The organism is Nocardia salmonicida (assembly GCF_036142455.1).
In the GTDB taxonomy this organism is placed as follows: Bacteria; Actinomycetota; Actinomycetes; order Mycobacteriales; family Mycobacteriaceae; genus Nocardia; species Nocardia salmonicida.
Map to the genome: position 1 here is coordinate 2,417,910 of NZ_CP108014.1, position 25,392 is coordinate 2,443,301.

Here is a 25,392-nt window from a genome sequence, read left to right on the forward strand (position 1 = left end):
TCCTCCCGCCGTCACCGGCGGTCGAGCTTCAACCGAGTCGTCGGTGGAAGACCTCGGTGCTCGCGCCCGAGGCGGGGTCGACGGTGAGCACTGTCAGGTTCACCGAGTCCGCGGTCAGGTCCATGACCATGAACCCCAGTTCGTGCTGGGTCTCGAACAGCGCGCTGTGCGCACCGGTCGTCAGATCCGGCTGACCGCCCGCGGTCTTGCCCGCCGCGCCCGACACGATCTGGCGGGTGCCCTTGGTCGCCGGCGTCGGTTCGAGCACCTGCAGGGTGTGGTCGTGGCCCGAGAGCAGAAACGACACCTTGCCCAGCACATGGTCTTCGAAGAAGCGTTTGGCGTGGACGCCGTTGATCGGCTCCACCGGCAGACCCTCGTAATTGCCCGCGTCACCGTGCGGACCGTTGCTGATGTAGGCCTGGTGGGTGCAGGCGATCTTCCATTGCGCGGTGGACTCGGCGAGCGCGGTGTCGAGCCAGGCGCGCTGCTCGTTCATGTACGGCCCGTCGACGGCCCAGTACGGGTCAAGGAACGGCGGGATGTAGGCCGCGAGGGGATTGATGTCGAGCACGAAGAACTCCACGACCGGGTTCTGTTCGGGCACGCGCACCGAGTAGTAGCGGCTCGGCATCCACCAGCGCGGCGACTTTGCGTGATAGGCCACCTCGAAGTTGCCACGCGCCAACCAGCCGCCATCGCCGGGGAACACCGAGCTGGTGTCGTGGTTGCCGAGCACCATGGCCCACGGAAAGTCCAGTCCCGCATTGGGATTCTCGAATTTCGTGGCGAACTGCTCGTCGTCGGGGCCGTTGGGCCCGGTGTCGTAGATGTTGTCGCCCAGACCCACCGCGAGCGAGAACGGGCGGCGTGCGTGGAATTCTCGTGCCGCGTCGGCCACCGCCCACTGGGTGCGGGTGCCGGTGCCCGCGTCACCGGTGACCAGCACCCGGACGCTGCCCCCGGCCTGGGGCGCGAACTTGGGCACCTCGGCGGGCACCGCCGCCGCGGGCGTGAGCCCGACCAGCGACAATCCCGCGACGACACCGGCGGCGCCCGCCAGAACTTCACGACGGCCGATTCCGGACGAGAACTGATCGTGCATGGTCACCTTCTGGGTTGTGGCTCTATTGGACAACTGACCTGATCGAAGCACAGTGACATGATCGTGACGCCGCCGCAGCCTAACGGGCGCACCGGCGAAGCGATCGTCAGCCTCGTGCGCATGTCGGCGACGCGGAGCTTCGCCTAGACCGCGCACATCGATTGGATGACACCGCGCACGATCGGCGCGCCGTAGTCGGTCGGCGCGAACACCAGTTTCTGCACGATCGACAGCGGCGTGGTGACCGTGTCGGCGACGCCGGCGAACCCGGCGACGCTGGTGCCCGCCGAGAACAGCAGGCTGGTGATGTCGAGGGTCAGGGTCGCGAGGTCGAAGGCGTTCTCGACCTGGACCTGCGCCAACGGGACCGTGTCGAGCGCCGTGCCCGCGGCGAGGTCGGCGCCGAGGTTGGCCAGGAAGGTCAGCGGACCCAGATCCAGGGCCTCGACCAGCGGGCCCAGGTCGTCGGCGCGACGCATCAGCATCACCTTGGCCACTCGATTGCTCGCCAGGAACTCCTGCAGCGCGTCGGCGGCCTCGTGCATCGCGACGCGGTCCACAGCCACGGCCCCACTGTCGAGGAAGGCCCGTGCGCGCTCCACGACCGTGGCCAGGGTCAGTTCCGCGACGGGTGTGCAGGTGCCGTCGGCGTTCATGACCAGCGCGGCCAGGTCCTCGATCGGCTGGGGTACGTGCACGGGCTCGATGACGGGTTCGCCGAGTTCGAGCGGCGGGTACACATTCGGCGCCACACAGCCCGCGTCGATCGAGTCCTGCACCGCGCGCGCCAGCGCCTTGGTCCCGGTGAACATCGCCCCGACCACCGGCTTGAGGAATATCCCGACGGTGGGCACCATGCCCGCGACGAGTTTGGCCGGGATCTTGACGATGCCGGTCGCCAGGATGAATACCTCGATGGCGTCGTTGACGGTCAACTGCGAGACCGACATCGTCTCGTCGATGCGCCCGGTGCGCACCGCGTCCAGGCCGTTCACCAGGTAGGTGACGATCGGATCGTCGAGTTCGGCGGGCCGCGTGCCGACCTGCTCGGGACGCATGGGCAGCCCGTCGCGGTGCACCCGCAGCGCGGCGATCCCGGCCCGGAAATCGGCGACCTGCTGGTCGTAGGCGAGCAACTGCGCGGGCCCGACGGTGCCGCGCAGCACCGATGCCGCGGCGGTCACCACATCGTCGAAAGTCGGTGCGCCGCTGACGCACAGGGTCGCACCGTCAGTGATCGGCGTCGCGGCCAGCGTCTGGGAAACGTCTGCCTGTGCGGTGCCGGGTGCGAGCAGCATGCCCGTCACGAGGGCCAGTGCGGTGAGTGAACCAACGCAGGGCGTGGCGCGGTGGCGCAGGGGTATTCGCATGAACGGTGATCTCCGACCAAAGGGCGACAGGGTGAATCGTGCGATCCGAACCTATTGCCGCCTGGTTTCCGAAACATCCCCGTTCACATGAACACTTGCCCAATTTGGACACACGTTCAGTTTACGTCGAGTAACTCAACTGTTCCCTGACACCGCTGAACTGCGCCGATCTATCCGATCCTCGAGCAGATCCGCCAAGTCGCTGACGACGACGTCGGCGCCCACAGCCCGCAACGCCGCCGCTCCGATCCCCCGGTCGACACCGATCACCCGGAATCCGCCCCGACGCCCCGCCTCGACCCCCGCCACCGCGTCCTCGATCACCACCGTGCGCACCGGGTCCACCCCCAAAACCTGTGCGGCCGTGCGGAACATGTCCGGCGCCGGTTTGCCCGCGAGATGTTCGTCCTGGGCGACGACACCGTCGACGACCACCGCGAACCTGTCCAGCAGACCCGCGGTCCCCAACACCAACACCGCGTTGCGCGAGCTCGACACCACCGCCATCGGGATACCGGCCGCGTCGAGCGCGTCGACCAGACGCAACGACCCGTCGAACACCTCGACGCCGTCGCTGCCGATGATCTCGGTGAAGTAGATGTTCTTGCGGTTGCCCAGCCCGTACACGGTCTGGGCCTCAGGCGGATCCGCCGATGTCCCGTCAGGCACCGTCACACCACGAGAGCCGAGCACCGACCGCACCCCGGACGCTCGCTCCTTGCCGTCCACCAATGCGAAGTAGTCGGCGTCGGTGTAGGGGGCCGCTTCGGGGGCGACCCTCGGCAAGAACTCGGTGAACAGCGCCGACCACGCCCGCCGGTGCACCGCCGCGGTGTCGGTGAGCACGCCGTCGAGATCGAACAGCACTGCCTGCGCGTCGAAGACGCCCGTCATGAGGCCTCGACCTCGACCACGACACCGGGTGCCAGTGTCACCGGCTTGCCCCACACGGTGATCTGCGCGGCGGGACCGTCGCCGACCAGCTCGAATCGCGCGTCCCGGTTCCCGAGGTCGGCGCGCACCGTGCGCCCGCGCCAGTGCACCGAGAACCGTAATCGTTGCCACGATGTCGGCAGCGCGGGCGCGAAACGCAACCCGTCGGCGGTGGCCCGAAAGCCCCCGAAGCCGTGCGTGGCGACCTGCCAGGTGCCTGCCGCCGACGCGATGTGAATTCCCTCTTCGGTATTGCCCTGGTTGTCGTCGAGGTCGACGAACGCCGAGCGCCCGAAATACCGTTCCGCCGTGCGGGAATCGCCCACCTGCAAACCCACGATGGCATGGATCGACGGGCTCAGCGAGGACTTGTGCAGCGTGCGCTGCTCATAGAACTCGTAGTTCAGCCGCCGGGTTTCCAGCGAATATTCGTCGGGCAGCATATGCAGCAGCATCACCACATCGGGCTGTTTGAGCAGTGAGGTGGCCTCGCAGTCGAACGGGGCGTAACCGAGGGGGTATCGCGGCATATCGTTGTCGTCCCATTCGACGATGGGCACGACCGTGCGCTCGAAATAGCCGTCGAACTGTTCGATGACACCGCAGTCGGGATCGGTCGGTGCCCGCAGCCGGTCCGCGGCGGCGAGCCACTGCGCCGGTTCACCCTCGTCGAGCCCGATCGAGGCCATGAGCTCGCCCAGCTGTTCGGGCCGTTCTCGCGACATCCGCTCGTAGACCGCCGTCGCCTGCTGCAGGTGCCAGTGCACCAGCTTGTTGGTGAACGCGTTGTTGTCGACGTGGGAGTGGAACTCGTCCGGTCCCATCACCATCCGGATCACGAGCCGATCGCCCTCCTCGGCGCACCGCTGCACCCAGAAGCGGGCCGTCTCGAACAGGATCTCGGCGCCCTCACCGAACAGATAGTCGTCGTCGCCGGTGACGGTGGCGTAGCGCATGATCGCGTAGGCCACATCGGCGGTGACGTGGAGTTCCTCTTCGCGGGTGTAGAAGCGGTCCTTGCCGTCGGGGGTGTACTGCGGACATTCCTCGCGTCCGGTATCGGCCGATTCCCACGCGAAGCGCGCGCCCCCGGTTCCGTTGTCGGCGGCCACTTCCCGCGCACCGGGCAGGGTGTGGTGGCGGTAGCCCAGCAGCGCGCGGGCGGCGCGCGGCTGGGTGAACAGGAAGAACGGCAGCAGCATCACCTCGGTGTCCCAGAAGACATGGCCCCGATAGCCTTCGCCGGACAGCGCTTTCGCGCCGATGCTCACGGTCGGGTCGTCGGGGTCGGCGGCGATGAGCAGGTGATAGATCGCGAACCGCAGCGCCTGGGTGACCCGATCGTTGCCGAGCACTTCGCAATCGGCGACGGCCCATACCTGATCCCACGCCGCCTGGTTCGCCGCGGCGGCGGCATCGAAGGAGCTCGTCCGCGCGAGGGTGGCCATTGCGCGCTCCCGCGGCGGGGTCAGCGCCCGGTAGTCGCGGCTGGTGGCGATCCCGACCAGCTTGTCGACCCGCGCGGATTCGCCCGCGCCGGTGTCGAATTCCCATTCCATCTCGATGGCGTCGTGTCGGCAACGCTGCCGGCGCCGTCGACCGGTTGCCGAGCAGGTGAAGGCATAGGCCAGATCCACCCCGCTGTCGATGGTGCGGCTCTCGACGATACCGACTTCACCGGCGAATCCCGCACCGACCGACACCAGGTGGGTGGACTTGGCCCACTTGTCCCACTTGCGTTCATGGCCGAAAGTGGCCTGTTCGCGATAGATCGGCAACCGTTCGAGGTTGCGTCGGTTGGCATCGATACCGGTTCGCACCGTCACCGTCGCCGCCCGATCCAGACAGCTCACCTCGATCCGCAGACAGCACAGGTCACGATCGGCGGTACTGGCGAACCGTTGGGTCCGCAGCCGTACCCGCGCACCGTCGGTCAGCGCGAACACGGTGTCGCGGTGCAGAACTCCGTGACGCAGATCCAGTTCACGACGGTGCTCGACGATCCGCGCCGACTCGGTGTCCAGGCGCACGCCGTCGACGAAGACCTCGCTGTCGAGCCAATCCGGCGCGTTCACCAGATCGATGACCGGCGAGTCGTGAGCGTCGTAGACACCGGCGAGGAAGGTGCCCGGCAACGCTCCGGTGTGGCGTTCCTCGAGCGAGCCTCGGGTTCCGAGGCGCCCGTTGCCGACGGTGAAGATCGACTCGAAGTAGTTGGCGCGCGCGGGGTTCCAGCCGTCCTCGACCACCGACCAGTTCGCCGGGGTGGGTCGGGCCTGTGCTCGCCGCGCGCCGTCGGGACCGAGAAGATACATCGGGCTGCCTTCCTCGTCGGGCGGGTGGGGTCAGGCGCTGGCGGTGGGGCGTTCGAAGCCGGTGGCTTCGTCCATGTCCTCGAGGGTCATCCCCTTGGTCTCGGGCACGAACTTGGCGACGAAACCCAGCGAGAGCAACGCGAACACCGCGTACATCCCGTAGGCGAACCCGAGCGAGAAGGTCTTCAGGCTGGGGAAGGAGACCGTGATCGCCCAGTTCGCCGCCCACTGACCTGCCGCGGCCAGCGACAGCGCGGCGCCCCGGATCCGGTTGGGGAACATCTCACCGAGCAGCACCCACACGACCGGGCCCCAACTCATGCCGAAGAAGACGACGAACAAGTTGGCCGCGACCAGTGCGATCGGGCCCAGCGCGCCGTTGAGGTGCGGCTCCATGACGCCATCGGCATCGGGCACCTGATCGGCGCTGCCGAAGCAGATCGCCATCGTGGCCAGCGTGACGGTCATGCCGATCGAGCCGGTCAGCAACAGCGGTCTGCGCCCGACCTTGTCGATGAGCATGATCGCGACAATCGTGGTGGCGATGTTGACCACCGAGGTGAACACGCTGATCAGGAACGACGCGGATTCCTCGAAGCCGACAGCCTCCCACAGCACGTTCGAGTAGTAGAAGATCACGTTGATGCCCACCGCCTGCTGGAACACCGACAGCATCAAACCCACCCAGACCACCGGGTAGAGCCCGCCCGTGGGACGGCGCAGGTCCTTCCAGGACGGTTTGGTGTCGCTGCGCAAGCTCTCCTCGATGCGGCCGATCGTGAGCTCGAGGTTCTTCTCGCCGAACAGCATCGACAGCACGCGCCGCGCCTCGGGGATCTTGTGGGTGGCCACCAGGTAGCGCGGCGACTCCGGAATCGTGGAGGCCAGCACCCCGTAGACCACGGCGGGCACCACCATGGACAAGAACATCCACCGCCACGCCTCCAGCCCCCACCACAGCGTCTCGCTCGCACCGCCCGCGAGGTGGGCGAGCACGTAGTCCACCAGCAGTGCCAAGAAGATGCCGAGCACGATGGCGAGCTGCTGCAGGGACCCGAGCCTGCCGCGGATACGCGCGGGCGAGGTCTCGGCGATGTAGGCCGGGGCGATGACCGAGGCCACGCCGACACCGACACCACCGATCACGCGGCCGATCACCAGAATCCAGACGTTGGGTGCGAGAGCGGTGACCACCGCGCTGATGAAAAACAGGACCGCGGCGATCTTCATCACCTTGAGCCTGCCGATGCGATCGGCGATCCGGCCCGCGGTCATCGCACCGGCGGCGGCACCGAGCAGCGCGGAGGCCACCGCGAAGCCGAGAACGGCGTCGGCGACATCGAACTCGGATTGGATCGCCGAGACCGCGCCGTTGATCACGGCACTGTCGAAGCCGAACAGCAATCCGCCCAGCGCCGCGACGGACGCGATCCGGATCACGCGGCTGCTCGACGATCCGTCGCCGTCGGGAGGAACGGGCTGGGCGGTGAAGGCGCCTCCATCGTGCATCGGCTTCATCCTCTCCACGGCAGGCATCATTGCCTCGCGAGTAGCAGCGTGAATCAGCTCACAGTGTCCCCCGAACAGGGTGCCATCTGCAGGAACGCACGATATCGAGCCCATATCGCCGTGTTGCCGTCGTGGGGGCTTCGCTCCGGCGGGCACCGCGTGTTCATCTGAGCGACACGCACACCCTTTAGCGTCGCAGGGATGACCGATGTCGAGATTCGCCCGATCCCCCGTGATGTCAGCGAGATCGCCGATCTCGCGACCGTCGTGAACCTGGCCGACACCACCGGATTCACCGTCGACGACAGCGACGACGACGATCCGATCCTGCTCACCGAACCCGGCGGGCTGCTCGTCGACACCTGGCGCGAGGGCTACCCCTACGACGAGCGTCTGTCCCGCCTGCAGTACGACCTCGACAAGCGGCTGCTGCAGATCGAATTATTGAAATTGCAGAACTGGGTCAAGGCGACCGGTCGCCGCGTGGTCATCGTGTTCGAGGGTCGTGACGCCGCGGGCAAGGGCGGCACCATCAAACGGTTCATGGAGCACCTCAATCCGCGCGGGGCCAGGGTGGTGGCCTTGGAAAAGCCCTCCGTGCGCGAATCGACCCAGTGGTATTTCCAGCGCTATGTCGAGCACCTGCCCGCCGCGGGTGAGATCGTGCTGTTCGACCGTTCCTGGTACAACCGTGCCGGTGTCGAACGGGTGATGGGTTTCTGCACGCCGGAGCAGCATCGACGGTTCCTGGCGCAGGTGCCGCTGTTCGAGCGGATGCTCGTCGACGACGGCATCGACCTGGTCAAGTTCTGGTTCTCGGTGTCCCCACTCGAGCAGCGCACCCGCTTCGCCATCCGCCAGGTCGACCCGGTGCGGCACTGGAAGCTCTCGCCGATGGACCTGGCCTCACTCGACAAGTGGGATTCCTACACCGCGGCCAAGGAAGAGAACTTCGAGCACACCGATACCGACCACGCGCCGTGGATCGTGGTCAAGAGCAACGACAAGAAACGCGCCAGGCTCAACGCGATGCGGCATGTGCTGAGCGGGTTCGACTACGACAACAAGGATCTCGAGATCGTCGGCACCGCCGACCCACTGATCGTGGGCCGCGGGCGCGACGTCATCGGTTCCTGAACGTTCTAGCGGCTCAAGGCCACTCGGTGCGCGTGCAGCATCAGTGCGCTGAGTTCGTCGCGTTCGGACTCGTCGAGGACCTCGAAGCAGGGTGCGATCAGTTCGTCGGTCAACTTCTCGGCCGCCTCCCAGCGCACCCGCACATCGTCGGTGACCGTCTCGAACGGTTCGGCCCAGCCGAGAAATTTCGCGTGGCCGGGTCCGTCGTAGATCGGTGATCCCGCGACCAGGATCGCCTGCAGTGGGGTGAGCCCGTTGGCCATCACCGCGATCAGGTGCAGGCCACCGCGGAGTTCGCGCAGTACGTGCGTGAGCTGCAGGACCGCGGCCCGTCCGTCCTCCGGCACCGGCAGCGCCCGCCACCCGGCGAACAACGGCACCCCGGTGCAGGGCGCGGCGTCGACCACGCGTCGCAGCAACTCGGCGAGCCGGTCGGCGTGTTCGAACGCGGCGAGCTTGCGCTGTCCGAAATCGCGACACGCGAGCATGTAGCCCTCCGCGGCGTCGGCGGCAGGCATCGGCACCGATTCCCACGCCGCCCGCACGCCCGTGGGTTCGAAGAATCCGAACGCCGCGGTCACCACATCGGCGTCGACATCACCGAGTACCCCGCCGCGCCCGCGCGTGTAGGCGCCGTGGAACCCGGCCACTCCGGTCGTCTCCCCGAACACCCTGGCCTCGCGCGAGATCATGAATGCCCCACCGAGTTCGAGTACCTGCTGTTTGACCGCTGCCGACGTCATTCGCCTGCCACCTTCCGCTGTAGTCCACTCCAGGCAGACTTTAGCGTCCAATAGTCAGACGCGACAGCCCTTCGCCGCCATCACGACCGAAATCCCGTCGACCGCGGTGTTCGACCGGCCCTACGCTGGAGCCCATGACCAACCAGCTCGTCGCGATCCTGTCCGGCGCCGGTGTCTCCACCGACAACCGACAGCGGAATCCCGGACTACCGTGGCCCGGCGGGCCTGTGGCAGCGCGACCCCGACGCCCAGAAGCTGGTCACCTACGACTACTACATGGCCGATCCCGATATCCGCCGCCGGTCCTGGCTGATGCGCGGCGAACACCCCGCCTGGCGCGCACGGCCCAATCCCGCGCACGAGGCCGTCACCGCACTGGCCGCGACCGGCACGGCGGTGCGTGTGATCACCCAGAACGTCGACGGGCTGCACCAGCTCGCCGGCCTGCCCGACCGCAAAGTCCTCGAATTGCACGGCAACGCCCGCACCGTGCTGTGTACCTCCTGCGATGACCGCACCAGCACCGAGCAGGCCCTCGACCGGATCGCCGCGGGCGAACCCGACCCGGCCTGCCTGCGTTGCGGCGGCATCCTCAAAACCGCGACGGTCATGTTCGGCCAGGCACTGGATCCCGAGGTGCTCGGGCACGCCATGGCGATCGCCCAGGCCTGCACCGTTTTCATCGCCGTGGGCACCAGCCTGCAGGTTCAGCCCGCCGCGTCGCTGGCCGGTGTCGCCGCCGAACACGGCGCCCGCCTGATCATCATCAACGCCGAACCCACCCCCTACGACGACCTCGCCGACGAGATAATCCGCGAACCCATCGGCACCGCCCTGCCCGCCCTGCTGGCAACGCTGGCCGCGACCGGGGCCGAGCACCGCTAGGCCTATATCTCGGTGCTGTTGAGCGCCGCGGCGGGGGTTCTGTTCGCGATCCGGTACCAGCGAACCCGCTCGCTGCTCACCACCTCGGTAGAACACGCCCTGTACGGCATTCTGGTGTTCACGGTCAGCCTGGGCGACTTCTTCTATCACGGCGCTGCGGCCTAGTAGTCGTTGAACCATCGGTGCGGCGGCCTCGTATCACTGGGACAGGCCGAGCCCGCGGCCGCCAGACGATGACGGAGACCGGATGCGAGTGCTGTTCGTGGCCATGCCGTTGATCGGGCATCTTTTCCCGATGATGCCGCTGGCGCAGCAGTTACGCGAGCGTGGGCACGAGGTCATGGTGGCTACCGGCGGCGATGCCGCCGCGGTGGTGCGCGCGCAGCTGCCGGTGGCCGATGTCGCCCCGCCGATCGACTATCTGCGTGCCGCGGTGCGCGGGCTGGGCGGCCATCCGGTGCTGGCGTGGCGCTCGGGGAAGGGGATGGCGGATGCGCGCGGCGGTGCCCACGTTTTCGCTGTCACCAATCGGCCGATGATCGAGCCGCTGCTGCGTACGGCCACCGAGTTCAGGCCGGAGGTGATCGTGCACGAGCCCTTCGCCTCGGCGGCGGCGGTCGTCGCCGATCGGCTCGGGGTTCCCACGGTGCTGCACAACATCGCTCTCGACAATGGCACCGTCATCCGCCGTGAACTGCTGCGTCTGCTCACCGACACCGCTCCGCCGGCACCGGTGACCACGTTGTCCATCGCCCCGCCCAGCATCGTCCGCGTCGAGGGCCGCCCGCTGCGCTACACCCCGTACTCCACCCCCGGTGCGACCACGCCCGCGTTCCTGCGCGAACCGTCGACTCGTCGACGCATCCTCGTCACCCGTTCGACCATGCTCGGGGACGGCCCGGACGCGATGCTGAGTGCGATCGTGCGTGCGGCCCCCTATGTCGATGCCGACATCGTGATCGTGCGGCCGGATCGAAAGACTGTGCGTACCACCACCCTTCCCGCGAACATCCACACGACCGGCTGGATCGCCCTGCACGAAGCCCTGCCCCACTGCACGGCCATGGTCAACCACGCGGGCGCCGGTTCGGTCTATGCCGCCCTGCACGCGGGCGTACCCCAGATCGCCACTCCCGCCCCCGGGGATCGCGCCTGGAACGCCCTCGCGGTGCAACGACGCGGCGCCGGACTGTCGGTGCCTGCCCGCTCGATCACCGCCGACCATCTCAATACCCTGATCGACGATCCCGACCTGGCGCGCAACGCTCGCGCGGTCGCCGCCGAGATCGCCGCGATGCCCGATGTCAGCGAGATCGCCGACGAACTGACGCAATTGGCCATACCCACCCATTGAGCTACGGGGCTTGGACCAGCGTCAGCTTCGACTTCTTCCGTACGGTGAAACCCAATGTCTCGTACAAGCTGATCGCCGAGGTGTTGTGCGCGACCGCATGCAGAAACGGCGTCTCACCCCGTGCGCGAATCCCCGCCCCGACCGCCCGAATCAACCGCGACGCGAACCCACGCCCCCGGAATTCGGCGTCGGTGCACACCGCGCTGATCTCGGTCCATCCCGGCGGATGCAGCCGCTCCCCCGCCATCGCCACCAACCGACCTTCGACCCGCAACCCCAGATAGGTGCCCATCTCGATGGTGCGCGGCGCGTACGGCCCCGGTTCGGTCCGCGCGATCAGCTCCAAGATCTCGGGAACATCAGCGGCAGTGAGTATTTCGAGCTCGGGATCGACGGCGACCCGCAACCCCGCACCTTCCATCTGCACCGTGTCGAACTCGGCGAGCACCGTCCACTCCGGCGGCAGAACATGCCCCAACCCGCGTATCCCGGCACTACCACCCGACCCGAGCGCAGTCCCCAGATCAGCCCAATCCTGCCCGTCCAGGACGGCCGGATGCCCGACGAACCGCGCCACCTCCGGCTCATACCGCCCGATCCGACCCGTCCAGTGCGCGAACCGACTGTGCTCCCCACGCAACGAGGCCCGCACCGGATCATCCAGCGGATGCACCGCGATCTCGACGTCGACCGTCACCACACCCTCCTAGCACCGAACCCCGACCGCCGAAACGTTAGCCGAACACACAATCATCAGTCACCGGTTGCACTCAGCACGATTCCGACCCCACCGCCTACGACAGTGCGCGCTGGATGTCTTGTTCGAGCAGATAGTGGTTCACGGCCACCGCAGCCCTGGATCCCGCGGCCGCGGCATGGATCAGTTGCGCAGGCGAATCGACGACATTGCCCGCCGCCCAGATGCCCGGCACGCTGGTGCGGCCGGTGGCATCGACCACCACCCAGCCATCCGCGCCAACCGTGCACCGCAACCGGATCAGCAACTCGTCACGAGGGCTGAAACACGGCCCGACGAAGACCGCCGTGCGTGTAATGACTTGCCCCGACGCGATTTCCACGCCGTGCAGTTCACCGTCCCGCACGACAACTTGCGCAATATCTCCCTCGACGACTCGAATGCCACGCGCGGACAGACGGCGACGCTCGTCACCGGACAGGTCGATCTCTCGCGGGAAGAAGGTGACATCGTCGGACCACTGACGCACCAGCGAGGCTTGGTGCACGGAGAACGCCCTGTTGGCGCCACCCAGTACCGCAAGCGGTTGGTCTCGCACCTCATATCCGTGGCAGTACGGGCAGTGCAGGACCCCCTTGCCCCATTGCTCACGAACTCCCGGAATCGCAGGCAGTTCATCGCGCAAGCCGGTCGCCACGACAACCGACCGCGCCGTAATGACTTGCCCAGTCTCGGTTTCGACCGCAAAGCCGGTGGCTGCCTCGGCTATGCCGACAACTCGACCACCCAGCAACTGCGCGCCGTATCGGAGCACTTCGGTCGTGCCGACCGCCAGCAACTCGGTCGGTGTCGCGCCGTCGCGGGTCAAGAACCCATGTGCGGTCTCGGCAGCCATGTTCCGAGGCGCACCGGAGTCGATGACCACTACCTGGCGGCGAGATCGGGCCAGAACCAGCGCTGCGCCGAGACCTGCTGTGCCCCCGCCGATCACCACTACGTCGTGAAGCATGGATCCCCCTTGTACCGACTCGCCCCACAGGGCAGTGTCGCCATCGGGGTACGCTCCTGAACGTACCGAATTGTTAACTAGTTTACAAAAGGGGCGCCGATGGCCGAGCGATCACTGCGAGACCGAACGTGCGATCTCTGGCGCGACCGAAATCCCGAGCTCGACACCTCCGCGATGGTGGTGGTGGCCCAGGTCAAGCGCATCTCCGCTCTGCTCGACCGGGCTGTGGAGGACATTTACACCGAGGCGAACATCACCGCCGCCGAGGTCGGACTCCTGGTCCCCTTGCGCTATGCCGAGCCACCACTCACCGCGATCCGACTCGCAGAACATCTCGGAATGTCGCGAGCCGGCGTCGGCAAAACACTCACCAAACTCGAGCGCCGCGGCCTGATCACCCGCGCCCAGAATCCGACCGATCGACGATCAACCTCGATCCACCTCACTACGGCCGGAATCACCCTGATCGACGAGGTGTTCCCCCGCGAAATCGAAGCCCACACACAACTCCTGGCCGACCTGAATCACGAACGCCCAACAGTGCTGCAGGGCTTGGATCGCCTCGCCCGAAGTCTCGAAGCTCGAAGCGACCGCTGAGTCCAAGCCCCGAATACGACCTGGGCTGAGGTCGACGAGCGGCAAGACCGCTAACGGCGCGCCCGGACAGCCTCACCGATCAACTCACGGGCACCGTCACCGAACACAGCCTGGTCGTTCAACACCGCGAACATCCGCTCGTACAAGGCGATCTCACGCGGCTGCGTCACCGACAGTTCCGCGGTGACCGTCTCGACCTGAACGAGCCGCTGATCGAAGATCGCGAACCCGTTCGTCGCTGGGCCCTCATACGATGAGTTCATCGGCACCACACCCAGAACGACACGTGGCAACGACATCACCGTCAGCAACCGATCCAACTGCCCCAACATCACCTGATCGTCAACGATTGTCGTGTGAAGCACCTGCTCGGCAATGATGAACGAAAACCGGCGGTTGCCGCGATACAGCACCCGTTGACGTTCGACCCGCGCTGCGACGCCGTCGGCGAGGTCATCGGGAATGCCGTAGAAGCTGATGATCTTCGACAGGATCCCCTCCGCGTACTCGGCGGTCTGCAACAGTCCAGGCATGATCGTCGGTTCGTACCAGCGCATCGACCGGGTGTCGCCTTCGAGTCTCACCGACATCTTCTGTCGGCGCCGTGTACCGGCGCCGAGCAGGCGTTTCCACTCCATGTAGGCGACTTCGATGTTGCGCAGGGTCGCAATGAGGTCCGGGAGTTGGTCGGGGCGGCCGGTGTGTTCACACCATGCCTGCAGGTCGGATTCGGACGGGGTTTGTTTGCCGTACTCGGTGCGCGAAACTTTGGATTCGTGCCATCCGGCGAGCTGTGCGAGCAGGCGAGCTGTAATGCCGGCGTCGCGGCGAAGCTCGCGGAGCCGGAGCCCGAGAGCTTCGCGCGCTTCATCGACCGAGTTGGTCACCGAGCACCGAGGGTGAGGTATTCGGTGTGCGGAACCGCCGCTTCCCACACCAGGTCCCGCACCTGCACGCAGTAGGCCACGATTCTCGGGTCGGTGGTCAAAGCACCGCCACGCCATCGTCCGCCGGATTCGAATACGGTGAACGCCACCGAGTTCCGGTCGAACAGCCACCAGTCGTCAACGGTCAGTTGCTCGGGGTCTATGTCGTGACGGGACAGGTACCGGATCTGTTCGCCCGCGGCGACGTTGTGGTGGGAGACCTCGAGGAGCCAGCGGGTGTAGTCGGTGTGCGGGACCGTGACGACGCGCGCCCGGCGAACGGCCACCCCACGAGCGGTGGTCGCCTCGACCAGGTTCAACCAATCCTGTAGCCACGAATAGTCCTCAGCGGGAACGCCGTCGAGGAAGTCGCGGAATGGTTGCGTCTCGTCGGGGGTGTTGTAGGTGTCCTTCACCTCCAGGTGAAATGCCTCCTGGCGGGCTGACCGGAGGAGGTCGTCGAACGCTTCACCTTCCAGCAGGAGCACCGTAGAACTTCCTCTCGCACTTCGGGACCTCGATCGCGGTCTCTCCGGGCGCGAGGTCCAATTGGTCCAGGGTGGCACGGTCGATCACCGGGCGACCGGTCAGGGTGAATGTTCCCCGCCCCGTGTCGGTCATGGTCGCGCCGACGAATGTGTCGGGCTCGGCGAACCCGAGGAGCAAGTGCGGGATCTCGATGACGGCGGGATCGCCGGTCTCCCATCCTTGCACGATGTAGGCGCCCTGGTCGGTTGCGAGCAATGTGGGGCATCCGCCGCCTCCGCTACCGCCGTTGCCGAGAAACTCCAACTGCATGACGTACCGTCCCGTCAGTCGTATGCGCGAACTTGCGTCGCACCGATTTATCGTCGCTGATCTGGTTGTTAATTGCTAGATGTCAACAACATTCGCGCAAGTTGGCGCAAGTTGATGGTGTCGCCGTCCGCCTGCTTCGTAGCTTGGAGCCATCCCGCTCCGACACACCCGAGGTGACCCGATGAGTACCACGCTCGAAGCCAAGATCTTGGCCGCGCTGAAACCAGGCGGCATGCTCACGATTGCCACGATCGCCCGCAACGTGCAGATCGCCGAAGGGGAGGCCAAGCGTGCCGCACTCGAGTTGCAGCGCAGGGACTTCGCGTTCGAGAACCTGCGCAACGAGTGGCAGATCACGCCCGCAGGCCGCAGGGCGGCGACCCGGTGAACGCACTGCTGTTGTGTGGTCGTGACCCCGGCCCGCTCACGGCGGCGCAAGCTCATCGGGCGATGCAAGTCCATCTGGAATGCGCGGTCGATACCTGCCGGAGTCGGCGCCGCGCCAGAAATACGTTGGTGGAACAGAACCGGATGGTCCTCGACGAACGCGCACAGCAGGCAGGGGGCTCGTGATGAGCGAGGATCACCTGACCCACTGCCAGGACTGGATTTTGACCAGCTTGTGCCGGTTCTCCCCGACCACACCGATCACCACATCTGACCTGGCGTCGAAGTCGAGCCACTCGGTACGCCGCACCGAGGTCTACCTGGAACAGTTGGTCGAAATGGGATTGGTTCGTGTGCACCATGTTTCGGGTGAACCGGCGTGGCGGCCGTCCAGCGACGGCCTCACGATCGGCACCGTCGTGTGAGCACGGCGGTCGGTCCGACATGTCCGAGCCCGCCGCACCCAGCCACCAGAAGGCTCAGCGCTTCAGGGTGAAGGTGAAGGCACCGGAGAGCTTGCCGCTCAGGCGAACTGCTGAGACAAGACTCCCCTCGGCGATCAGTGTCTCGACTTGGCCTCGCGAGATCCCGAAACCGTCAGCGATCAGTCGTACCGGTCGCAGAGGGATCCGCGCCGCGAAGAGAACCGACACATCGATGAGCTCGCAGTCGAGGTGGTCGGACCCGCCGGTGTCGAGGCGCCAGGCATCGTCCCAGTCCAGAGAGATGCGATTGCGTTGAGAAGTCCGCAGCAAACAACCGCGCGGCGGCAATGCGCGGCGCGTGAAATTCACTGCTCGGGAGGTCTCACAGGATGTACAACGGCACGTCCTCGGCTAGATGACTCGGTTCGGCAGCATCGTAATGACGCACAGCGGTGTTGTTCCACCGGTTTTCGAGCAGACGCGCGACTCGTTGCCTGCCCGGTCGTGCACGGCCGTCCGCGAGACGAATCCCTACCTCCCCCACCGATTTCCGACCGCCGACCACTGTTTGACTCTGCGCGAGGCGGGCATTCGCACTGAGCTAGGACAAACCTCTACCGGAGGGACCGGGTCGTGTTCACACATCTACGAGGGGCCATGTTGATCGGGCTGCTGGTTGTTGCCGGCTGCGCCACCAGCACCGAGGCGCCGGATCCCGGGTTACCGCCGTCGCCCGCGGGCGCACCGGAGATCTCCGATGCGGCCGGCGCGCACCTGTGCGAGATGCTGGCGCCGGATCTCGATAATTGGCGTCAGCAGGGGTTCAATGTCGCGCGGGTGTCGTTCAACGCCACGGTGCAGAACTGGGCGGCGCGTAGTGGCGGCATCAATATCGCGGTGGTTCGCAATCGCGAGGTGATCGATACGGTCACGCTGAAGCACTGCGTTGATGTGCGCCAACAGGCTTTGCAGGCTCTGGATGTGCCGAATCTGGCCTCAGCGCTCGCCGGAGCCTGAGGCGCCGGCATCGGAAGCCGCGGCGGCCGAGGTCTCCTCGATACCCTCGGTCCCACGGCGCCGGTCGCGCCAGACCAGCACGCCGGCCGCGACCGCCCAGATCACCGCGAACGCGACCGCGCGCATCAGACTCCAGTTGACCATCAGCATCACGAGGGCGACACCGCCGAACAGCGTCAACAGCCGACCGGTACTCGTCTGACCTTTCATCGCCAGATCATCCCACGAACCCACCGACCCGCCGCCCTCAGCTTTCGGCATGCACGGGCGAACTCTCGTCGCGGATGCGTGGACGGCGAGTGGTCCAGGCCAGCGCGGGCACGATCAGCAGCGCGATCCCGGCACCGAGCAACGCCAGACCCGGGTAATCGGCGAATGCCACGATCACACCGGATCCGAGCCCACCCCCGGCCCCGGCGATAGCGATTCCCACATCGACAGTGCCCTGCGTGCGCGCACGGGTGGCGACCGGCGTCGCATCCGCGATCATCGTCGTCCCCGCGACCAACCCCAGATTCCAGCCGATCCCGAGCAGCCCGAGCGCCACCGCCAGCGCCGCCACCGAACTCGGCGGGGCGAGCGCCGCGGCCGAACCGGCGGCGACCAGCGTGCCCGCGGCGGCCACGGCCACCAGCCCCGACCCGAATCGATCGACGAGCGCTCCCGACAGCAACGACGGTAGATACATCCCCGCGACGTGTACCGCGATCACCAACCCCGCCGCGCCGACACCGTGCCCATGATGCTGCATATGGATCGGGGTCATCGTCATGACCGCGGCCATGACCAACTGCGTCACGATCATCACCGTCGTCCCGGCCACGATCGGCGCCGACCACCGCGTCGGACCATCCGGCATAACAGCCTCGCCGGGCGGCTCGACGAGGCTGCGGGCGAGCACGAGCGGATCCGGGCGCAACATCACCCACAGCACCAGCGCCGCGAGCACATACGCCGCCCCGGACAGCACGAACGGACCCGACAATGCTGGAATACCCCATCGCACAGCCATATTCGACATCGGCGTCGTGAGATTGGGCCCGACCACCGCACCCACCGTCGTCGCCACCAAGACCGTGCTGATGGCACGCGCCCGATGTGCGGGCTGCGCCAGATCGGCACCGGCGTATCGCGCTTGCAGACTGGTCGCGGTACCCGCCCCGTAGACGATCAGCGAGACGAACAGCAGCGGCAGGCTCTCGGTCACCGCGGCCGCCACCACCCCGAAACTTCCCAGGCCACCCGTCAGATACCCGAGCGTGAGGCCCACCCGACGCCCGGCCCGCTGCGAGATCCGACCCACCCCGACCGCGGCGGCAGCCGACCCGACGGTGAACATCGCGCTGGGCAACCCGGCCAGCCCGGTGGACCCGAGCATTTCTTGCGCCAGCAGCGCGCCCACGGTGATTCCCGCGGCAAGCCCCGCGCCGCTGAAGATCTGCGCCGCGACCAACACCGCCAGCGTGCGCCGTTGCGCGGGATGCTCACTCATGGGCATCACACTGCGGCATAAGTGGACGCAGGTCCAGTTGTTAGGACGCCGAAGTACCGAGCGCGTCCCGCATCACCGAGACCCCGCGATCAACGCAAGTAGGGTCCCAGCGCGATGTTCACCTCGGACCCGACATCCTCGATCGAAATGATCGGCCAGATCCGACCGGGCAACATCGTCCCCGCGGCCGTAGCGTAGCCGACCACATCCAGCGCCGCGCTCCCGTCGTCGTCATGCAGAATCCCCGCCTCGGTGCGCACACCATCGGAGAACACCACGTCGAACTCGTCGGCTATTCGATCGGCGCGTACCACCACGCCGGGGAACAGATGCGAATAGTCGACGGTGATCCGTCCGGGCTCGACACATTCGTCCATCGGCGTCCTCTCGTTGTCCGACGTCAGTGACCACACGGATCCGTGAGATGCAGTCCCTCACCCACCTTGATCCGGCGATGCTCGGCGAGCACGATCCCGATACCGAGCAGCAAACACACACCAGTGAGGATTCCGGCGATCACCGCCCATCCGACAAATCCGGAACCGGCGGCCGTCAGGGTGGCCGCGAGCATCACGATGCCGATCCCGAGAAGCAACAGCCCCGGCCAATTGAGCGAGTCCTGGACCAGCTCCCCCGCGTGCGAGCGCGTCGTGCGTTCGGTATCGGGAAACTTGTGTTGATGGGGATCTATGTAGTCAGTCATGGCACGGCCTCCTTTCGATGAGGGTTCTCCCCATCCGGCGCGTACCCCCGATTCACTCGGGCAAACGACCACCATCGTGCGTGTTCTCGCGAGCGAGCACGAAAAAGTACGGCTCAGGGAAATCGCGGTAATCCATCAGGCCCAAGACTGTGTTGTCGTCGACCCGGCGGAACACATCGATGATCGCCCGATGGTCGTACACCATCGCCGTGGTGACAACCCCGCGATGCTCGATCGAGCGCAACCGCGCCCGATAGTCGCGAGCGCGCAACGCCGGCTTCAACACCCCGAGCAGTCCGCGACCCCGGTCCACAATCGAGGTCGGCACCTTGCCGACCAGACCCAGCGGCACCTTCTGCGGATCGACAGCGAAGATGTCGCCCGTCCGGTCACGGAACAGCAGCGGATGCACACTGTCGAGGCCGTCGAACTGCTTGCCGTACCAGCCCGACGCCACGAGCAGGCCGTCCATCGGATGCCCGGTGGCCAGCTCGCGACCGTGCCAGCGGCCACTGAGCTGGGACGCGGGCACCGGCGGCAGACTGTCGAACAGCGCCAGCGCCGCCTCCCGGGAACAGACGGGTTCGAGCGCGGTGAGTTGGTCGATCGTCATGAAGATCCTCTCTCTCAGGCAGGCAGTCGGAGCGCGCCGGGCGCGGTCGCGGGCACCGCGGGACGTTCCGGGGCGACCGGACTGATCCGCTGGTAGGCGGCACCGAGATCAGGACGCGGATCCGGCTCACCCTTGTTGGGCCAGAACGCCATCGCACGCTCGGCCTGCGCGGTGATGGTCAGCGACGGATTCACGCCGAGATTGGCGGTGATCGCGCTGCCGTCAGCGATATGCAAGCCTGGATAGCCGTAGACGCGCTGGTAGGGATCGATCACGCCGGTGTCGCGGGAGTCGCCGATGGTGCAACCACCGATGTAGTGCGCGGTCGCGGGGATATTGAAGATATCGGTGGCGATGTTGCCGGTGATGCCGTCGGACTCGGCCGCGTAGCGCCGGGCGATATCGTGCGCCATGGGAATCCACTCCGGATTCGGCTCACCACTGCCCTGTTTGGTCACCAACCGCTTGCCCTTCAGATACGAAGTCAGCGAATTGTCCAGCGATTGCATGACCAGCAAGATCACCGACCGCTCCGACGCACCGTGCGCGTTCTGCGAACGCAGGAATTGCACCGGATGCAAAAGAATCGTCAGCAACAGCCGCAGGAACCGGAACGCCCCGCCGTCGATCATCGGCACCGTCTGCACGAACAGCGCGTTCTGCCCCTTGCCGTAGGTGCACACCTCCACGTGCGTCTGCGGTTCCGGGTGAATGGACGACGTGATCGCCACACCCTGGGCGAAGTCGTGGCGGGACTTACTGGTGACCCCGATAATCGCCTCGGAATTACTACGCGTCAGCTCACCGAGCCGCGAGGACAACTCCGGCAGCGTGCCGTCGCCGCGCAGCTTGTGCAGCAACTTCTGGGTGCCGAGCGCCGCCGCCGCGAACACCACCTGCTGAGCGGTGAACGTGCGACGGTGCTTGCGCACCCAACCGTTGGACTGCACCGTCTCCACGCGATAACCGCCGTTACCGTCGGGGGTTACCGACGTCACCGTGGTCAACGGATGCACCTGTGCGCCGTTGCTCTCGGCCAGGTGCAGGTAATTTAGCGTGGTGGTGTTCTTGGCATTGTGTTTGCAGCCGGTGAAGCACTCCGAGCAGTGGATACACCCCGCCCGGCGCGGACCGGCGCCGCCGAAGTACGGGTCATCGACCTCCACGCCCTCGGAACCCTCGTTGAAGAAGACACCGACATGGGTGCGATGGAAGGTGTCGGCGACCTTCAGATCCCGTGCGACCTGCAACAGCACGTCGTCCTTCGGCCCGATCCGCGGATTCTCCACCACGCCCAGCATCCGCGCGGCCTGGTCGTAGTACGGCGCGAGCTCGGACTTCCAATCGGTGATGTGGGCCCAGGCGCGGTCGCGATAGAACTCCGGCAGCGGTTCGTAGAGCGTGTTGCCGTAGATCAGCGACCCGCCGCCCACGCCCGAACCGCTGAAGACCAGGCACTTACCGAGCGCGCTGATCCGCTGCGGCCCGGTCAGACCCAGACGCGGCGCCCAGATGGCCTTGGGAATGTTCCAGTTGGTCTTCGGATAGTCCTCGGCATTCCAGCGCCTACCGGATTCGAGCACACCTACCCGATAGCCCTTTTCGGTCAGCCGCAGCGCGGTCACGCTGCCACCGAAACCGGAACCGACGACGATCACGTCGTAGTCGTAGTCGTTCATCGTGACACCACCTCATAGTCGGCGGGATCGAACCGCGCCTGTTTCTTGTATTGGATTCCGAGCAATGGCCAGTTGGTCGTGATGCGGCCGTCGGCCTGGCGATACCACGACGAACACCGGGTCCACACGCTTCCGGTGAGCTGCGCCTGGATCCGCTCGTCGTAGGCCTGTTCCACGTCCGGACGAACCGTCAGCGCGCGACCGGACGCCGCGAGATGGGCGACATAGTCGCCGAGGTACTTCGCCTGCGCTTCCAGGAAGTAGATGATCGAACCGCCACCGGTATTGGTGTTGGGGCCGTACATGATGAACAGGTTCGGAAACCGCGGCACGGTCATCCCGTAGTAGGCGTGCGCGCCGGTGTCCCACTCCTGCGTCAGTTCCCTGCCCTGCGCGCCCGTGATGGTCATCGGGGCCAAGAACTCCGTGCTGGTGAAACCGGTGCCCCAGATGATGACGTCGACCTCGTGGTCACGCCCGTCCACGGTGCGCACGCCCGAGGGGGTGATCTCGGCGATCCGCTCGGTGGTCACCTCCACGTTCGCTTCTGCCAGCGCCGGAAGATAATTGTCGGAGAACAGGATTCGCTTGCACCCGACCGGATAGTCCGGCCAGACCTTCTCGAAAAGACCCGGCTTGGCCTTGGTCTGCCTGCGCATATGCCATTTCGACACGGCCTTGATCGCGGCGGCGAGAGGTTTGGAATACACCCAGGCGACGCTGAGTCCTTCGACCACGCTGTACCAGGTTGCGCGTTCGGCGAGCTCGGTCACCGGCACCTTCTCGAACACCCGGTGATGGCGCTCGGAGAACTCCCGATCAGGGCGCGGGATGATGTAGGGCGCGGTCCGCTGGAACAGGGTCAGCTTCTCGACCCGCTGCTGCACCTCGGGAACGAACTGGATCGCGCTCGCCCCGGTGCCGATGACAGCCACACGCTTACCGGTCAGGTCGATGTCGTGGTCCCACTCGGCGGAGTGGAAACTGCTGCCGCCGAAGCTGTCTCGACCGTCGATCGCCGGCACGGCGGGCCGCGACAGCTGCCCGACCGCCGACACCAGCACATCGACCACCACGGTGTCCCCGCCACTGAGCCGGACGGTCCACTTGCCGGTCGCGTCGTCGAACGCGGCTCCGAGCACCTCGACACCGAAGCGGATATGGCGGCGGACATCGTATTTGTCGGCGACGTGCCCGATGTAGTCGAGAATCACCGGCTGCCGTGAGAATCGGTGCGGCCAGCGCGGATTCGGTTCGAAAGAGTACGAGTAGAACGGGGACGGCACATCACACGCAGCACCGGGATAGGTGTTCTCCCGCCAGACGCCACCGACATCGTCAGCCTTCTCGAACACGACGATGTCATCGAAGCCGCGCTTCTTCAGTTCGATGACGGCCGCCAAGCCGCCGAACCCGCTGCCGATGACTGCAATGGACGGGGTCATGAGGTCCCTTCGAGAACGATGCGAGCACAGGTATCGGGGTCGTCGCTGAACGGGAGGTGCCCGCAGCCGGGAAGGTCGAGATGACGCGCGAACGGCAGCACCACGCGCGCACGCGCGCTCTGGGTGCGGTGCACGAGCACGACGTCGCGGGTGCCCCACGCGATCGTCACCGGAATCTCACCCAACGAGCCGCGGTCGTCGCCGGGATCGAGGACGTAATTGCCGAAGTCGTCGCGGGCGGCCGCGAAGGAGGTGGCACCGGCCAGTCCCGCCAAGTCGCTCCGAGCGGCATCGGGGTCGACGCCGACCGGGTGACCGAACATGCTCGAGAGCAGGATCCTGCGGCCCGCGGGGTATTCGACCAGCCGGTCCAATGTCGGTCCGGCGGTACGGGCGGCTCCACGCATGCTGGTGAGCAGGACCTGAGTCCACCGCCGTCCGACGGGCCCGTAGAAGCCGACCGGTGAGAACGCGGTGACCCCGGACGCGACTCCGGTGCGACCCAGTTCGATGGCGATGCCACCACCCATGGAGCTGCCGACCACGTGCGGGCGTCGAATTTCGTTGTCCGCCAGCCAGCGCGTGAGCCAGGCGGCGTACCCGCGCGGACCCGGCCGGACATCGTCGAGCGCCGGCGAGTCGCCGAAGCCGGGCAGGTCGATCGCGATGACCTCGTGCTGATCGGCCAGTTGGTCGATGATCGGCGCGAAGACCTGCCAGCGACTGCCGAGGCCGTGCACCAGCACGATCGGCGCACCACTACCCCGGCGGAGGTGAGAGATCTGCGTCATCGCAGCCTTTCATCCAGAGAAACAGTTACTGCGTACGGTATGTTGATTGCACCAGCTCGATCCACCGTCGTCAAGTGGTGACCGCCGACACATTTCACCTAATCTACCGAATCTTGTCGGCAGGACGTACGATTTCTCAGGTGACCGTGCAACAACCGCGACGCACCCAGGCCGAACGTCGAGCATCCACCCGCGCCAGAATCTTGGCCTGTACTGCCGAATGCCTGCTCGAACGCGGCTACGCGGCGACCACCGTCAGCGCGGTCCAGGAACGCGCCGGGCTCGCCCGCGGCACCGTGCAGCACCACTTCCCCACCAGAGCCGAACTGCTCATCGCCGCCACCACCGAGGTGGTCGACATCCGGCTCGAGAAGTTCCGGCGCGAAGCCGAACTGCTCCCGCCCGGCCGCGACCGACTGCAGTCCGTCGTCGACCTCGCCTGGCGCGACCTCAACAGCCCCGCCTTCTTCATCGCACTCGACCTCTGGGTCGCCGCGCGCACCGACACCGAACTCCGCGACCAGCTCGTCACCGAGGAACGTCGCGTATTCACCGAAATGCGCAGGCTCTACCTGCAAGTACTCGGCGAACCCTATGCCTCCGACCCGCGCGCCGAAGTCCTCGTCGAATTCACCATCGACATGCTCACCGGGCTCTCGATGACCGCCATGCTCACCGGAACACTCGGCGAACGCGAGGCAGTGCTGCGCCGATGGAAGCGCGCGCTGGCGGTACTCGCCGGACAGCTCCCCAGCGATGAACTCCTCGACGGAAGCCCGCTGCCCATCGGCGCGAGCTGACCACTCGCGCGTCTAGTCGCCCGTAGTCTCCACGCCCGACAAACCGTTCCAGCACAGCGCCACGACAGTGTCGACAGCCTCGACCATCGGAATCGGACGACCCGTGTCGAGCCACTGCCGAGCCGCGAGGTGGCTGGCGCCCACCACCCCGAACGCGCACGCGTAGGCACGGACGTCATCCATGCCCGCGGCGCGCAGCTCCGCGCTGACCAACACCGCGCATTCGCCCATGGCATTGCGCACCCGCCACCGCACACACGGCTCACTCGGCACCGGCGACTCGAAGACCAGGGTGTGCCCACCGGCGTCCTCGTCGACGAAATCGAAATAGGCCAGCACCGCGCGCCGCACCTTGTCCTCTTGACCGTCGGCGTCGGCCAGCGCGTCCCGGATACCGTCGACCATCCGGTCCAGATAACCCTGCAACACAGCGAGATAGAGATCGAGCTTGCTCGCGTAATGCGTGTACAGCACCGGCTTGCTCATCCCGGCCCGGATACCGATGTCGTCCATGCTCGCCCCGTGGTAGCCGTGGGCGACGAAGACCGAACGCGCGGCGCTCAACACTGCGAGTCGTCGCTGGGTGCGGGCAGCCGTCTCGGCGCCCTCGACAGCAGGGGCGTCGTCGAAGAGAAGTGTCATGGGGTATCCGAGGATTCGAG

At 66.4% G+C, this 25,392-nt stretch carries 30 protein-coding genes; 9 read left to right on the forward strand and 21 right to left on the reverse strand.

The features are described 5' to 3' along the window. Window positions 1-28: 28 nt before the first annotated feature. The 5 genes from OHS03_RS11435 to OHS03_RS11455 form a co-directional block, all read right to left on the reverse strand. Entirely contained in the window at window positions 29-1,105 is a 1,077-nt protein-coding gene (locus OHS03_RS11435) for a metallophosphoesterase (protein ID WP_328662708.1), read from the reverse strand. Between the two features lie 143 nt (window positions 1,106-1,248). Beyond that, window positions 1,249-2,475, reverse strand: coding sequence for a hypothetical protein (locus OHS03_RS11440; protein WP_328662709.1), 1,227 nt, complete (start codon window positions 2,473-2,475; stop codon window positions 1,249-1,251). Window positions 2,476-2,610: 135 nt separating this feature from the next. Further along, window positions 2,611-3,369, reverse strand: coding sequence for an HAD family hydrolase (locus tag OHS03_RS11445; RefSeq protein ID WP_328662710.1), 759 nt, complete (start codon window positions 3,367-3,369; stop codon window positions 2,611-2,613). Further along, window positions 3,366-5,723 (reverse strand): glycoside hydrolase family 65 protein, encoded by a 2,358-nt coding sequence (locus OHS03_RS11450; RefSeq protein ID WP_328662711.1) that lies wholly within the window; start codon window positions 5,721-5,723, stop codon window positions 3,366-3,368. The genes OHS03_RS11445 and OHS03_RS11450 overlap by 4 nt, the downstream gene beginning before the upstream one ends. A gap of 30 nt (window positions 5,724-5,753) precedes the next feature. Further along, window positions 5,754-7,232, reverse strand: a complete 1,479-nt coding sequence (locus OHS03_RS11455) for a sugar porter family MFS transporter (RefSeq protein ID WP_328662712.1) — start codon at window positions 7,230-7,232, stop codon at window positions 5,754-5,756. Between the two features lie 201 nt (window positions 7,233-7,433). Between OHS03_RS11455 and ppk2 the strand changes: the two genes are divergently transcribed. Beyond that, entirely contained in the window at window positions 7,434-8,369 is a 936-nt protein-coding gene (ppk2, locus tag OHS03_RS11460; RefSeq protein WP_056820035.1) for a polyphosphate kinase 2, read from the forward strand. 5 nt (window positions 8,370-8,374) lie between these two features. On the opposite strand, the gene OHS03_RS11465 is transcribed toward ppk2, so the two are convergent. Continuing rightward, a complete protein-coding gene (locus OHS03_RS11465) occupies window positions 8,375-9,112 on the reverse strand; it encodes an SCO6745 family protein (RefSeq protein WP_328662713.1) in 738 nt (245 codons plus the stop codon). Between the two features lie 171 nt (window positions 9,113-9,283). On the opposite strand from OHS03_RS11465, the gene OHS03_RS11470 reads away from it, so the two are divergent. The 3 genes from OHS03_RS11470 to OHS03_RS11480 all read left to right on the forward strand — a co-directional run bounded on the left by OHS03_RS11470 (window position 9,284) and on the right by OHS03_RS11480 (window position 11,351). Continuing rightward, window positions 9,284-9,997 carry an SIR2 family NAD-dependent protein deacylase gene (locus OHS03_RS11470; protein WP_328662714.1) on the forward strand — a complete coding sequence of 238 codons (714 nt, stop codon included), beginning with the start codon at window positions 9,284-9,286 and terminating at the stop codon, window positions 9,995-9,997. A 12-nt stretch (window positions 9,998-10,009) separates the two neighbouring features. Continuing rightward, on the forward strand, window positions 10,010-10,162 hold the full coding sequence (locus OHS03_RS11475) for a hypothetical protein (protein ID WP_328662715.1): 153 nt from the start codon (window positions 10,010-10,012) through the stop codon (window positions 10,160-10,162). 82 nt (window positions 10,163-10,244) lie between these two features. Next, the gene (locus OHS03_RS11480; protein ID WP_328662716.1) at window positions 10,245-11,351 is read left to right on the forward strand and encodes a glycosyltransferase; all 1,107 of its coding nucleotides are present in this window, start codon (window positions 10,245-10,247) and stop codon (window positions 11,349-11,351) included. A gap of 1 nt (window position 11,352) precedes the next feature. Here OHS03_RS11480 and OHS03_RS11485 read toward each other — a convergent pair whose 3' ends face one another. Continuing rightward, window positions 11,353-12,051 carry a GNAT family N-acetyltransferase gene (locus OHS03_RS11485; RefSeq protein ID WP_407942476.1) on the reverse strand — a complete coding sequence of 233 codons (699 nt, stop codon included), beginning with the start codon at window positions 12,049-12,051 and terminating at the stop codon, window positions 11,353-11,355. 94 nt (window positions 12,052-12,145) lie between these two features. After that, window positions 12,146-13,057, reverse strand: coding sequence for an NAD(P)/FAD-dependent oxidoreductase (locus OHS03_RS11490; protein ID WP_328662718.1), 912 nt, complete (start codon window positions 13,055-13,057; stop codon window positions 12,146-12,148). Between the two features lie 99 nt (window positions 13,058-13,156). Here OHS03_RS11490 and OHS03_RS11495 point away from each other — a divergent pair, with 99 nt between their 5' ends. Next, complete coding sequence (locus OHS03_RS11495; RefSeq protein WP_328662719.1) at window positions 13,157-13,654, forward strand: MarR family winged helix-turn-helix transcriptional regulator; 498 nt, start codon at window positions 13,157-13,159, stop codon at window positions 13,652-13,654. A gap of 50 nt (window positions 13,655-13,704) precedes the next feature. Here OHS03_RS11495 and OHS03_RS11500 read toward each other — a convergent pair whose 3' ends face one another. The 3 genes from OHS03_RS11500 to OHS03_RS11510 are packed head-to-tail and all read right to left on the reverse strand — an operon-like array spanning window position 13,705 to window position 15,378. Continuing rightward, a complete protein-coding gene (locus tag OHS03_RS11500; RefSeq protein WP_328662720.1) occupies window positions 13,705-14,541 on the reverse strand; it encodes a DUF5753 domain-containing protein in 837 nt (278 codons plus the stop codon). Continuing rightward, window positions 14,538-15,068, reverse strand: a complete 531-nt coding sequence (locus OHS03_RS11505) for a DUF6879 family protein (RefSeq protein WP_328662721.1) — start codon at window positions 15,066-15,068, stop codon at window positions 14,538-14,540. The genes OHS03_RS11500 and OHS03_RS11505 overlap by 4 nt, the downstream gene beginning before the upstream one ends. Further along, the gene (locus tag OHS03_RS11510) at window positions 15,049-15,378 is read right to left on the reverse strand and encodes a hypothetical protein (protein ID WP_328662722.1); all 330 of its coding nucleotides are present in this window, start codon (window positions 15,376-15,378) and stop codon (window positions 15,049-15,051) included. Before OHS03_RS11510 ends, OHS03_RS11505 begins: the two co-directional genes overlap by 20 nt. A gap of 181 nt (window positions 15,379-15,559) precedes the next feature. Between OHS03_RS11510 and OHS03_RS11515 the strand changes: the two genes are divergently transcribed. Together OHS03_RS11515 and OHS03_RS11520 are read left to right on the forward strand one after the other, a co-directional pair. Then, window positions 15,560-15,766 carry a hypothetical protein gene (locus tag OHS03_RS11515; RefSeq protein ID WP_328662723.1) on the forward strand — a complete coding sequence of 69 codons (207 nt, stop codon included), beginning with the start codon at window positions 15,560-15,562 and terminating at the stop codon, window positions 15,764-15,766. Between the two features lie 184 nt (window positions 15,767-15,950). Beyond that, window positions 15,951-16,190 carry a hypothetical protein gene (locus OHS03_RS11520; RefSeq protein ID WP_328662724.1) on the forward strand — a complete coding sequence of 80 codons (240 nt, stop codon included), beginning with the start codon at window positions 15,951-15,953 and terminating at the stop codon, window positions 16,188-16,190. Between the two features lie 54 nt (window positions 16,191-16,244). Here OHS03_RS11520 and OHS03_RS11525 read toward each other — a convergent pair whose 3' ends face one another. Then, window positions 16,245-16,559 (reverse strand): DUF1062 domain-containing protein, encoded by a 315-nt coding sequence (locus OHS03_RS11525; protein ID WP_328662725.1) that lies wholly within the window; start codon window positions 16,557-16,559, stop codon window positions 16,245-16,247. 288 nt (window positions 16,560-16,847) lie between these two features. Between OHS03_RS11525 and OHS03_RS11530 the strand changes: the two genes are divergently transcribed. Further along, entirely contained in the window at window positions 16,848-17,207 is a 360-nt protein-coding gene (locus tag OHS03_RS11530) for a hypothetical protein (RefSeq protein WP_328662726.1), read from the forward strand. Here the strand turns inward: OHS03_RS11530 and OHS03_RS11535 are convergent. The 8 genes from OHS03_RS11535 to OHS03_RS11570 form a co-directional block, all read right to left on the reverse strand. After that, window positions 17,187-17,468 (reverse strand): hypothetical protein, encoded by a 282-nt coding sequence (locus tag OHS03_RS11535; protein ID WP_328662727.1) that lies wholly within the window; start codon window positions 17,466-17,468, stop codon window positions 17,187-17,189. The genes OHS03_RS11530 and OHS03_RS11535 overlap by 21 nt on opposite strands. Then, entirely contained in the window at window positions 17,455-18,699 is a 1,245-nt protein-coding gene (locus tag OHS03_RS11540) for an MFS transporter (protein WP_328662728.1), read from the reverse strand. The genes OHS03_RS11535 and OHS03_RS11540 overlap by 14 nt, the downstream gene beginning before the upstream one ends. An 89-nt stretch (window positions 18,700-18,788) precedes the next feature. Beyond that, a complete protein-coding gene (locus OHS03_RS11545; RefSeq protein WP_056820081.1) occupies window positions 18,789-19,076 on the reverse strand; it encodes a hypothetical protein in 288 nt (95 codons plus the stop codon). Between the two features lie 23 nt (window positions 19,077-19,099). After that, entirely contained in the window at window positions 19,100-19,402 is a 303-nt protein-coding gene (locus OHS03_RS11550) for a hypothetical protein (RefSeq protein ID WP_056820083.1), read from the reverse strand. A 52-nt stretch (window positions 19,403-19,454) separates the two neighbouring features. Beyond that, window positions 19,455-20,015, reverse strand: a complete 561-nt coding sequence (locus OHS03_RS11555; RefSeq protein WP_328662729.1) for a DUF4334 domain-containing protein — start codon at window positions 20,013-20,015, stop codon at window positions 19,455-19,457. Window positions 20,016-20,029: 14 nt separating this feature from the next. Continuing rightward, entirely contained in the window at window positions 20,030-21,694 is a 1,665-nt protein-coding gene (locus tag OHS03_RS11560; RefSeq protein WP_328662730.1) for a GMC oxidoreductase, read from the reverse strand. Further along, the gene (locus tag OHS03_RS11565; protein WP_328662731.1) at window positions 21,691-23,139 is read right to left on the reverse strand and encodes a flavin-containing monooxygenase; all 1,449 of its coding nucleotides are present in this window, start codon (window positions 23,137-23,139) and stop codon (window positions 21,691-21,693) included. Before OHS03_RS11565 ends, OHS03_RS11560 begins: the two co-directional genes overlap by 4 nt. Further along, a complete protein-coding gene (locus OHS03_RS11570) occupies window positions 23,136-23,930 on the reverse strand; it encodes an alpha/beta fold hydrolase (RefSeq protein WP_328662732.1) in 795 nt (264 codons plus the stop codon). Before OHS03_RS11570 ends, OHS03_RS11565 begins: the two co-directional genes overlap by 4 nt. A 140-nt stretch (window positions 23,931-24,070) precedes the next feature. On the opposite strand from OHS03_RS11570, the gene OHS03_RS11575 reads away from it, so the two are divergent. Then, a complete protein-coding gene (locus tag OHS03_RS11575) occupies window positions 24,071-24,730 on the forward strand; it encodes a TetR/AcrR family transcriptional regulator (RefSeq protein WP_328662733.1) in 660 nt (219 codons plus the stop codon). A 12-nt stretch (window positions 24,731-24,742) separates the two neighbouring features. On the opposite strand, the gene OHS03_RS11580 is transcribed toward OHS03_RS11575, so the two are convergent. Then, on the reverse strand, window positions 24,743-25,372 hold the full coding sequence (locus OHS03_RS11580) for a TetR/AcrR family transcriptional regulator (RefSeq protein WP_056820100.1): 630 nt from the start codon (window positions 25,370-25,372) through the stop codon (window positions 24,743-24,745). Window positions 25,373-25,392 lie beyond the last annotated feature (20 nt).